This is a genomic window from Paenibacillus sabuli (assembly GCF_014705605.1).
Lineage (GTDB): Bacteria > Bacillota > Bacilli > Paenibacillales > Paenibacillaceae > Paenibacillus_D > Paenibacillus_D sabuli.
Window position 1 is genome coordinate 35,722 of record NZ_JACXIZ010000003.1, and the last position, 10,003, is coordinate 45,724.

Annotated in this window: 9 protein-coding genes; 8 read left to right on the forward strand and 1 reads right to left on the reverse strand. The window is 66.0% G+C overall.

Annotation, left to right across the window (positions count from 1 at the left end; genetic code table 11):
* Positions 1-25 precede the first annotated feature (25 nt).
* The 8 genes from IDH44_RS00680 to IDH44_RS00715 all read left to right on the forward strand — a co-directional run bounded on the left by IDH44_RS00680 (position 26) and on the right by IDH44_RS00715 (position 9,110).
* A complete protein-coding gene (locus IDH44_RS00680; protein ID WP_190913734.1) occupies positions 26-1,144 on the forward strand; it encodes a zinc-dependent alcohol dehydrogenase in 1,119 nt (372 codons plus the stop codon).
* Complete coding sequence (locus tag IDH44_RS00685) at positions 1,141-3,069, forward strand: NHL repeat-containing protein (protein WP_190913736.1); 1,929 nt, start codon at positions 1,141-1,143, stop codon at positions 3,067-3,069. The genes IDH44_RS00680 and IDH44_RS00685 overlap by 4 nt, the downstream gene beginning before the upstream one ends.
* Positions 3,070-3,146: 77 nt before the next feature.
* The gene (locus IDH44_RS00690; protein WP_190913738.1) at positions 3,147-3,803 is read left to right on the forward strand and encodes an RraA family protein; all 657 of its coding nucleotides are present in this window, start codon (positions 3,147-3,149) and stop codon (positions 3,801-3,803) included.
* 23 nt (positions 3,804-3,826) lie between these two features.
* The gene (locus tag IDH44_RS00695) at positions 3,827-4,609 is read left to right on the forward strand and encodes an SDR family NAD(P)-dependent oxidoreductase (RefSeq protein WP_223869250.1); all 783 of its coding nucleotides are present in this window, start codon (positions 3,827-3,829) and stop codon (positions 4,607-4,609) included.
* 22 nt (positions 4,610-4,631) lie between these two features.
* Positions 4,632-5,471 carry an amidohydrolase family protein gene (locus IDH44_RS00700; protein WP_190913740.1) on the forward strand — a complete coding sequence of 280 codons (840 nt, stop codon included), beginning with the start codon at positions 4,632-4,634 and terminating at the stop codon, positions 5,469-5,471.
* Positions 5,472-5,609: 138 nt separating this feature from the next.
* Positions 5,610-7,475: an IlvD/Edd family dehydratase gene (locus IDH44_RS00705; protein ID WP_190913742.1), complete on the forward strand. Its 1,866-nt coding sequence runs from the start codon at positions 5,610-5,612 to the stop codon at positions 7,473-7,475.
* Between the two features lie 806 nt (positions 7,476-8,281).
* A complete protein-coding gene (locus IDH44_RS00710) occupies positions 8,282-8,767 on the forward strand; it encodes a DUF6530 family protein (RefSeq protein ID WP_190913744.1) in 486 nt (161 codons plus the stop codon).
* Positions 8,760-9,110, forward strand: coding sequence for a GIY-YIG nuclease family protein (locus IDH44_RS00715; protein ID WP_317890082.1), 351 nt, complete (start codon positions 8,760-8,762; stop codon positions 9,108-9,110). The genes IDH44_RS00710 and IDH44_RS00715 overlap by 8 nt, the downstream gene beginning before the upstream one ends.
* 103 nt (positions 9,111-9,213) lie before the next feature.
* On the opposite strand, the gene IDH44_RS00720 is transcribed toward IDH44_RS00715, so the two are convergent.
* A complete protein-coding gene (locus IDH44_RS00720; RefSeq protein ID WP_190913746.1) occupies positions 9,214-9,921 on the reverse strand; it encodes an S-layer homology domain-containing protein in 708 nt (235 codons plus the stop codon).
* Positions 9,922-10,003: the final 82 nt, after the last annotated feature.

The following is a 10,003-nucleotide window of genomic DNA, read 5'->3' on the forward strand; positions in this document are numbered from 1 at the left end:
AGGCAGATGGAAGGAGAACACTGACATGAAGGCGGTAGTATCTTGCGAAGGAGAGATCCGGCTCTCGGACATACCGGAACCTCCGCTGGAGGCCGGCCACGTCCGAATTGACACCGAATACTCGGCAATCAGCCCCGGCACGGAGCTAATGATGAACGGCCAAGGCCGGACGACACCGATCGTGCTTGGCTACAGCGCGGTCGGCGTGATCGGCAAGCGCGGCCAAGGGATGGAGGACTGGGCGGTCGGCCAGCGTGTCGCGTGCTACGGCGCTCCGTATGTGCGCCATGCGCAGCGGCTACTCGTGCCGCGCCATCTGATGGTGCCTGTACCCGCGGCGGTGAGCGCCGTGGAGGCGTCCACCGTCGGGCTCGGCGCGATCGCGATCCACGCGCTGCGCCAGGCGGACCTGCACTTCGGCGAGACGCTCGTCGTGATCGGGGCTGGCATCCTCGGCCAATTGATCGCCCAGATTGCCAGGGCGGCGGGCTGCAGGGTAATCGTGAGTGATGTGCTGCAGGGGCGGCTGCGCATCGCGGAGCGGACCGGCATCGCCCGCACGGCAGACAGCCCCGCGGCGGTGCAGCAGCACCTTGATGAGGCGACGGGACCGATGGGCGCGGATGCGGTCATTGTCTGCACGGGCAAGACCGACGGCCTGATCGATCAGGCGCTGCGGTGGGTGCGGGATCGCGGCAAGGTGCTGCTCGTCGGCGATGTGGAGCCGTCGTTCTCGCGCGAGCTGATGTTCGCCAAGGAGGCGACGGTGCTCACCTCGCGGGCCGGCGGACCGGGGCGCTACGATGCGCGCTACGAGCGCGAGGGCGTCGATTATCCATACGCCTATGTGCGCTGGACCGAGGGCCGCAATATGGCCGAGTACATCCGGCTGATCGCCGAGGGCGCGATCTCGGTCGGGCCGCTGATCAGCGGCGTCTATCCGATGGAGCAATGCTCCGACGTCTTCGCGCGCTATGCGCGCTCGCCGGCGGAGCTGCTCGGTGCAGTGCTGGCCTATCCGGCAGCGCGGGACGAGGCGGCGGCGCTGTCGCCCGGGCGCGCGATGGATGGCGAGGAGCGCGACGGGCGCATGGCAGAGGCAAGGAGCAGCCAGGCGTCCGCCGCACGGGAGCCGGGCGGATGAGTGCGCAGGCGCTGGGCGAGCCGCTGGACGGGCTGGCGATCTGGGCCTCCGCGTTCGACGTGGAAGAAGGAGAGCCGCGCATCTACGCCGTCTCCACAGGCAACCCGTGCATGCTGCATGTGATCGATCCGATCCGCTGCGAGGCGCTGCACGCTCTGCCGCTGGAAGGCTCGGATCATAGCTGGGGCGTGGTGAGCGCGCCGAGCGGTGTCTACATCGGCGGTAGCGGCGTGCTGTACCGCTACACCCCGGAGCGCGGCGTCGAGCATCTGGGAGAGATGATCGCGGGCGAGTATTACACCTGGCGTCTGGCCGTCGACGAGGCGGGCCGCATCTACGGAGGTTGCTATCCCGGCGGCAAGGTGTTCGGCTACGACCCGGCGACCGGACGCTTCCGCGATTACGGTGTCGTCGCGGCCGGCGAGCAGTATGCCAGATGCATGCAGGCGCGCGGCGGCAAGCTGTATGTCGGCGCGGGCACGATCGCGCCGCATCTGGTTGTCCTGGACATCGAGAGTGGAGCGAAGACGGAGCTGCCGCTGCCGCCCGAGTGCGCCGAAGAGCAGCTCGTCTACGATCTCGATATTGCGCTGGACCGGCTCTTCGTCCGTATCACGCCGTCAAGCGTCTGCTACGTCTACGATCTGGAGACGAGGGAGTGGACGGACCGCTTCGAGGGGGCGGCGGGGCTCAGCGTATCGTCGCCGGATGCGCGCGGCGCCGTCTATTTTGTCAAGGACGACGCTCTGCATCGGTATGAGGTCCGGACGAGACGCCTGTCTCGCACGTCGCTGCCGATGGCCGAGCCGGCAGGCGATTACGGCTGGTTGAGCGGTCATCCGCTGCAGCCCGAGGGGCCTTGTCTGCTCGGTGTGGGACGCGACGGCAGCTACTGGGTCTACGCGCCGGAGCGCGACGTCTACCGGCTGTACGATCCGCAGCTGCCCGGCCTGCCGGTCAGGCTGCAGGCGCTGGCGCCGGACGGACGGGGCACGCTGTACGGCGGCGGATATTTTGCCGGGGGGCTGGCGGTCTGCGACACGCGCAGCGGCGCGCTCACCGGCTATCGCGGTCTCGGGCAGGCGGAGGGGATGCTCTGCCACGACGGCTTGCTCTACATCGGGGTGTACCCCAAGGCGCTGATTCATGTGTTCGATCCGGCTCGCCCCTTCGTCCGGGGGGACAACCCGCGCCTGCTGTTCACGCTGCAGGGGGCCGAGCAGGACCGGCCCTTCGCCTTCGCGAGCTGCGGCGAAGAGGTGGCGATCGGCACCGTGCCGGCCTACGGACGGCATGGCGGCGCGCTGGCGCTGTATGCGCCCGGAGAAGAGCGGCTGCGCGTGCATCGCCACGTATTGCCCGGGCAATCGGTCGTCGCGCTGGCCGTGCGAGAAGGTCTGATCTATGCCGGCGGCTCGATCTGGGGCGGCCTGGGCGCGGCTCCGGTCGCCGCCGAGGCGGAGCTGCTGATCTGGGACCCGACCGGCGCGCGCGCGCTGTGGCGCGGCGTGCCGATCCCCGGGGCAGCGGCGGTGGCGGCCCTCGCCTTCGACGCCTCCGGCGCGCTGTGGGGACTGACGCCGGAGCGGCTGTTCTGCTTCGATCCGGCGACGCGGCGCGTGACGCAGAGTCTGCCGTTGCCGGAGACGAACCAGCCGCAGCCGGCGCACTTCTGGCGGGCTGGCTCCGAGCTGGTCTGGCAGGGCGGTGTGCTGTATGCCACCGCGCGCGGCCTGCTGCTGCGCTACGACCCTCGGGAGGCGCGGCTGGAGGTGCTGGAGGAGGACGCCCGGCTGCTGGCCGCGGACGGCGCAGGGGCGCTGTTCTATGCGCGCGGCGCGACATTGATGCGTTATGCGCCCAGCCATTTATTCACCTCCGGCGATCCAGCTGCGCCGGGCAGTTCCTGCCGGCAGCCAGAATAACGCGTCTTACGATGTGGCTGAGCGCGAGTATGACATTTTTGCGAGCACGACAATTTATTCAAGAAGGAGCCAACGCAATGGACGATACCCAATTATTCGATACGATGTGCAGCGAGCTATATACCGCAGTCATCTCCGATACGCTGGACCAGCTCGGCTACCGGGATCAGGTGATGCGGGAGAACATCAATCCGATCAACGTCGACTGGGTCGTGGCGGGCCGGGCCAAGACGGTGCTGTCGGTCGACGTGCATCATCTCGCCGATGAGCCGTACGGCAAGGAGATCGAGGCCGTCGACAGCGTCAAGCCGGGCGAGGTGGTGATCGGCTGCACCAACGAGTCGATCCGCAACGGGCTGTGGGGCGAGCTGCTCTCCACCGCTTCCAAGATGCGCGGCGCCCGCGGCGCGATCGTGGACGGACTGATCCGCGACACGAAGCATATCCTGGCGCTCGACTTCCCGGTATTCGCCACCGGGACGAAGCCGGTCGATTCGCAAGGGCGCGGCATGGTCATCGACTATGACATCCCGGTGCGCTGCGGCGGCGTGCTGGTCCATCCCGGCGACGTCGTGTTCGGCGATCGGGACGGCGTCGTCGTCATCCCGTCCGCACTGGTCGCGGAAGTGGTCGAGATCGCACTGGACAAGGCGACGCGGGAGAACCACACGCGGCGCGAGCTGCTGGAGGGCTCGACGCTGCGCCAGGTGTACGACAAGTACGGCGTGCTCTAGCGCGGAAGGGAGGCGGATGCAGCATGCAGCGAATGGCAGGTAAACGGGTGCTCGTCACCGGCGCCGCGCAGGGCATCGGCCTGGGCATCGCCAGGCGCTTCCTCGCCGAGGGAGCCAGGGTCGTCCTGCTCGATCGCGACGAGGCGGGACTCGCGGAGGCCTTGCGGTCATTGCAATTATTGCGGGAGGATAGCGCCGCTGACGCAAACGCGCTCACGGAGGTGTGCGATCTCGGCGATCCGGCAGCGCTCGAAGCGGCGGCGGAGCGGGCGATGACACGGCTCGGCGGGCTTGACGTGCTCGTCAACAACGCTGGCATCGCCTACCGCGAGGCGTTCCTGGACATCCCGCTGGCGCAATGGGAGGCGGTGTTCGACGTCAATGTGCGGGCGGCCTTCCGGCTCGGGCAGCTCGCCGCGCGGCGCATGATCGCGGACGGGCATGGCGGCGCGATTGTCAACATGAGCTCCAAGAACGGCCTGAGCGGCAGCGGTGAGCTCGCCGCCTACAACGCCTCCAAGGCGGCGCTCATTCTGCTCGGCGAATCAATGGCGGTCGAGCTCGCGCCGCATGGCATCCGCGTCAATGCGGTGGCGCCCGGCTTTGTCGACACGCCGCTCGACCGCCGTCTGCGCGAGCAGCAGGGTCTGCCGCCGGTGTCGGCGCGCACGCCGATGGGCCGCGCCGCGACGATCGACGAGGTGGCGGCGGCTTGCCTGTACCTGGCCTCGGACGAGGCCTCGTTCGTCACCGGCGCGACGCTGCGCGTCGACGGCGGCCATCTGGCCGCCGCCAGCGAATTGTGAGAAGCCAAAGGAGGGCGCCAACATGATATTCGACTGCCATACCCATCTATTCGGTCCGGGCATGATCAGCGGCGCCGCGGACGCGGCGATCCGGCGGGCTTGGGGCGAGGACATGCGGATCGAGGCGACGCCGGAGCAGCATGCGGCTAGCTTGAAGCCGTATCGCGGCGCGATTGTGCTCGCCTTTGCCGCGCATGCGACCGGCATGGTCGTGCCCAACGCGTACGTGGCCGACTATTGCCGATCCGATCCGGACCGGCTGTTCGGCTTTGCCAGCGTCGATCCAAGCGACTGGGATTGCGTCGCGCAGTTCGAGACGGCGGTGCGCGAGCTGGGGCTGCGTGGACTCAAGCTCGGCCCGATCTACCAGAATTTCCATCCGGAGGACAAGCGCCACTTCGCGCTCTATGCCAAAGCGCAGGAGCTGGGCGTGCCGGTGCTGTGGCACCAGGGCACCTCGTTCGTGCCTGAGGGCTACCTGGAGGCGTCGCGTCCGGCCGCGCTCGACCCGATTGCCCGCGCCTTCCCCGAGCTCAAGATGATCATCGCCCACATGGGGCATCCCTGGATCGACGAATGCATCGCGCTCGTGCGCAAGCATCCGAACCTGTACATGGACGTCTCGGCGCTCGGCAGCCGGCCGTGGCAATTCTACAATGCGCTCGTCTCCGCCGTCGAATACGGCGCCCAGGACAAGCTGCTGTTCGGCTCGGATTACCCGTTCTTCACGACGGAGCGCATGGCGGAGGCGGTGCAGGGCATCAATGCGCCGGCCGAGGGCACGCGGCTGCCGCGCGTCCCGGAGCGGGTGATCGAGCAGCTGCTGCACCGCCCGACGCCGGAGCTGCTGGGGCTGGTGTAGCGGATGCCAAAAAGGAAAGGCTGCGATGGCGGACAAGGGGCGCGAGCCGTGGACCGAGACTGCGAGCATACGGCAGTGATCGTTGATGAGAACGAGGAAGTGCGAGATTCAGTCATAGAGAACGAGGAGGCGGGAGCTATGGGCAGAGTCGATAGAGACGACCGAGCGGCGGGTGCGGAGCGGACAAAGGCGAGCTCGCCGGTGGATCGCGCGGCTGCTGGACCGACGGAGCGGGGCGCGACAATCCGCACATCCAGCTGGCGGGAAGCGGACGAGCCCGAGCCGCAAGCCCCGTCCGAGCGGAAGGACTCGGAGCGTCCGCCGCTGCGCAGCGCGGCGTACTTCGGCGAGCAGGAGCTGTGGGGTTTCATTCACCGCTCCTTCACCAAGTCGATGGGCTACACGGAGGCGGACATCCGGCGTCCGGTGATCGGCATCGCCAATACGTTCAGCGAGCTGAACAAGTGTCACTCGCACTTCCGCGAGCTGACCGACTACGTCAAGCGCGGCGTCTGGCAGGCGGGCGGCACGCCGATGGAATTCCCGACGATCTCGATCGGCGAGCCGTACATCAAGCCGACGACGATGCTGCTCCGCAACCTGATGGCGATGGATACGGAAGAAATGCTCAGCGGCCACCCGATCGACGGCGTCGTGCTGCTGGGCGGCTGCGACAAGACAGTGCCCGCCCAGCTGATGGCGGCGGCCAGCGCCAACATTCCGGCGATCGTGCTGACGGGCGGACCGATGCTGAACGGGCGGCTGGGCGGTCGCGCGCTCGGCGCCTGCACCGACTGCTACGGCTTCACGCTCGATCACAAGGCGGGCGTCATCGACGATGCGCAACTGGCGGTCGCGGAGAATGCGATCTGTCGCAGCGACGGGCACTGCATGGTGATGGGGACGGCGAGCACGATGGCGTCGATCGCCGAGGCGCTCGGCATGGCGCTGCCCGGCAGCGCCGCGATCCCGGCGCCGGACAGCCGGCGCCGTCACATGGCGGTCGCGACGGGCCGCCAGATCGTCGAGCTGGTGCGCCGTGATCTCCGGCCGCGCGACATCATGACCGAAGAGGCGATGGCCAATGCGATCACCGTGACGATGGCCAGCGGCGGCTCGACCAATGCGATCATTCATCTGATCGCCATCGCCCAGCGGCTCGGCCGCCGGCTGCCGCTGGATACCTTCGACGCGATCAGCCGGCGCACGCCGTTCCTGCTCAATCTGCGCCCCTCCGGCGAATATCAGATGGAGGAATACTTCGAGGCGGGCGGCGTGCCCGCGCTGATGAAGGAGCTGCTGCCGCTGCTGCACGCGGATTGTGTGACGGTGACGGGCGGCACGGTGGCGGACAACGTAGCGTCCGCAGCGGTGCTCGACCGCAAGGTGATCCGGCCGCTCGCGGAGCCGCTGGAGCCCGAGGGCGGGATCGCCGTGCTGCGCGGCAATCTCGCCCCGGACGGCGCCCTGATCAAGCAGACGGCCGTCTCGCCGCAGCTCAAGCGGCATGTCGGCCGTGCGCTCGTCTTCGACAGCCCGGCCGACCTGCAGGCGCGCATCGACGATCCGGAGCTGGAGGTCGACGAGCACAGCGTCCTGGTGCTGCGCAACGCCGGACCGATCGGCGCGCCGGGCATGCCGGAGATCGGGCAGATCCCGATCCCGAAGAAGCTGCTCGTCCGCGGCGTGCGCGACATGGTGCGCATCTCCGACGCCCGCATCAGCGGCACTTCGTACGGCGCGCTCGTCGTGCACGCCGCGCCCGAGGCCGCGATCGGCGGGCCGCTGGCGCTCGTCCGCGACGGCGACGAGATCGAGCTGGATATCGCCGCCCGTCGGCTTGAGCTCCGCGTCGGCGAGGACGAGCTTGCGCGCCGGCGGGCGGCATGGACGCCGCCGCCGCGCCAGTACGACCGGGGCTACGGCCGCCTGTTCCAGGAGCGGGTGCTGCAGGCTGACCGCGGCTGCGACTTCGATTTTTTGCTGCCGCCCGGTCTGGATTAGAGGTTCGGCGCAGACGAGATGGGCTGTGTGCGCATAAGGCGTGTTCGTACGTAGGAGTTTGCATGTCCCCGGCTATGCCGCTCGCGCTTGCACGAAGCGCGAGCGGCATATTTTTTCGTATAGGCGATGTTTGCGTGTCAGCCTCCACGCGCCAGGTGCCGCTGTTGGAGCATCATCGTCATCGCAGCGTGACACTTAAGCTTGACTCACCACGGCTCCTTTAAGGTCTCCCCGTACCTGGCTGGCGGCGCAATTCCAGACGAAGCGGACGGGTGCAGTAAGATCGGTACGGCCAGACGGGTGCGGAGCGGTCATGCGCGGGACGGCGTCACGCCGGCGGAAGCTCTAACGGACACCAGCGGCGCTTAGCGGTCATTTCCGCCACCTGCACGGCCCATTATCCCCGCTAAGCGTCGCTCATGACCGTTACACGTTGAAGTGAGCCAAAAAACGGTGCTAAGCGTCTCTCATGTCCATTACAAGCTGACTTTCGCCCACATCGCGTCGCTCACGGGGCAGGCCGCATGGATCGGCTTTTCCGTGGTGTGTACCCGAAGCGTCAATCAGCGATTGGGATGCCGCCTTATTTCTCGGGCATGCGCCTTGAGAGCGTTCTAGGGTATACATTGAGGATGATGAGACTTGACAGCGGCGCCAGTATTTTAGTAAGCTGCAATAAGTGCTATATATTTAGTAAATTAGTAAATCATAAAATCAGTAAATAGAAATCCTACAGTGATTAGAAACTGCAATGAATACGAACCTGCAATGATAATGAAAAGACGCAAGGGAGGCTTTTTTTTTCGATGAAGATTCCAACAACACTCAAGCACAAACCGGTCGTCGTCTGCGAGAACTACGAGCAGGTCGATGGCAAATACGCCTACCAGTCCGACGCGAAGGGACTGTCGCTCGGCCTGGCGCAATGGAACGACCGGGGCAAGCTGGACATCTCCGCAAAGGTGTGGCGCCATACGGGCGGAAAATGGTCTCGTCAATCCGAGGAGCTGCCGCTGCACCGCGTGATCGATCTGGCGATCCTGATCTGCAGCGCCAAGGTGCATTTCCAGGAAGCGTACAGGCATGAGAAACTATACGATCCGGAGCAGCCGGTACTCAGTCGCGTCGGCCTGCAAGGGGATGCCATGACAGTTGCCGTCTGCACGGACAACGAGCGAATCGACGAGGATGTGCGGCTGTTCAATCAGGCGCTCAGCGAAGACGGCGAATTGATCGGCGAGCGGCTGCAGACGCTGGCCAGACTGCTGGGGGAGATGGGCTACCGTGCTTGACAAGCAGAGGAAGAAGGACCTGGCTGCCGCCTACAAGGAAATGAAGCCGGAGATGGGCATCTTCGTCACGCGTACCCAGGATAACACCGTGCGGGTGCTGGAGACGTCTTCGAATCTGAAGGGCAAGATGAACAGCCGCATCATGCAGCTGCAGACCGGCTCGCATCCCAACAAAGCGCTCCAGCGCGAGTGGGACGCGCGCGGCGAAGCGGCATTCGTGATGGAAGTGCTGGAGACGCTCACGTACAGCAAGGACGAGACGAAAACGGATTACAGCGAGGAACTGGAGATTCTCAGGATGATGTGGGAGGAGCGCCTCTCTTCGGGCGGCTCCGCGCAGTAATCTCTGTCAGCTGCTTCGCCGGACCCGGCGATTGCACGGCAATAAAAAGACGCTTCCCCAATGAAAGAAGGGAGCGTCTTTTCAGGGTTACTTTTGGACTCGGCTACGACCGAATCGAAGCCGCCTGAATCGCGGCATACGCCCAGTGGCGTGCCGGGACGTCCGAATACAGCGGCGCAGAGTCCGAATCGCCGTTCATGCCGAGCAGACGGTTGAGCATCGCCACCGATTCGGCGCGGGTGATGGCTTCGTCGGGACGGAAGCTGCCGTCCACGTAGCCGCCGATGATGCCCGCAGTACTCAGCTGCGCGACGTTGGCGGCGGCCCAGTGGCCGTCCATATCCGTGAACGGCTCGCCGTCCTCGGCATTGGGCAGTGCGTGACCGGCAGCCCTTACGAGCAGGCTCGCCAGCTCGGCGCGTGTGATGGAGCGATTCGGCCGGAAGTCGCCGTTTGGATAGCCGACCATCAGTTGCTTGTCATCGGCCCAAGCGATCGTGCCGGCGGCCCAATGCGAGGCCGGCACGTCGCGGTAGGAGGCGGTGCCTTGGGCATCGCCGCTGCCGTACAAGCGGGCGACCATCGCTGCAGCCTCGGCGCGCGTGACTTGGCGTTCCGGTCCGAAGGTCCCGTCGGCGTACCCCTCCATGTAAGGCTGAATGACCAACTCCATTTTTTCGTCTGCCGGGGACGCGGCTTGGGTCTGGGCGGGCAGCAGGACAAGCAGGCCCATGGCAAGGACCAACGCCAAAAAAGCGGCAGCCACGCCATAGGGTTGGCGGCTTGCCAAGGAACGGAACGGTACGTGCATGACTCGATCTCCTCTTTTCTTTACGATGGAATGGTACAACTGAAATCACTCATTTTATAAGTAACCATTTTAAAACCATTTG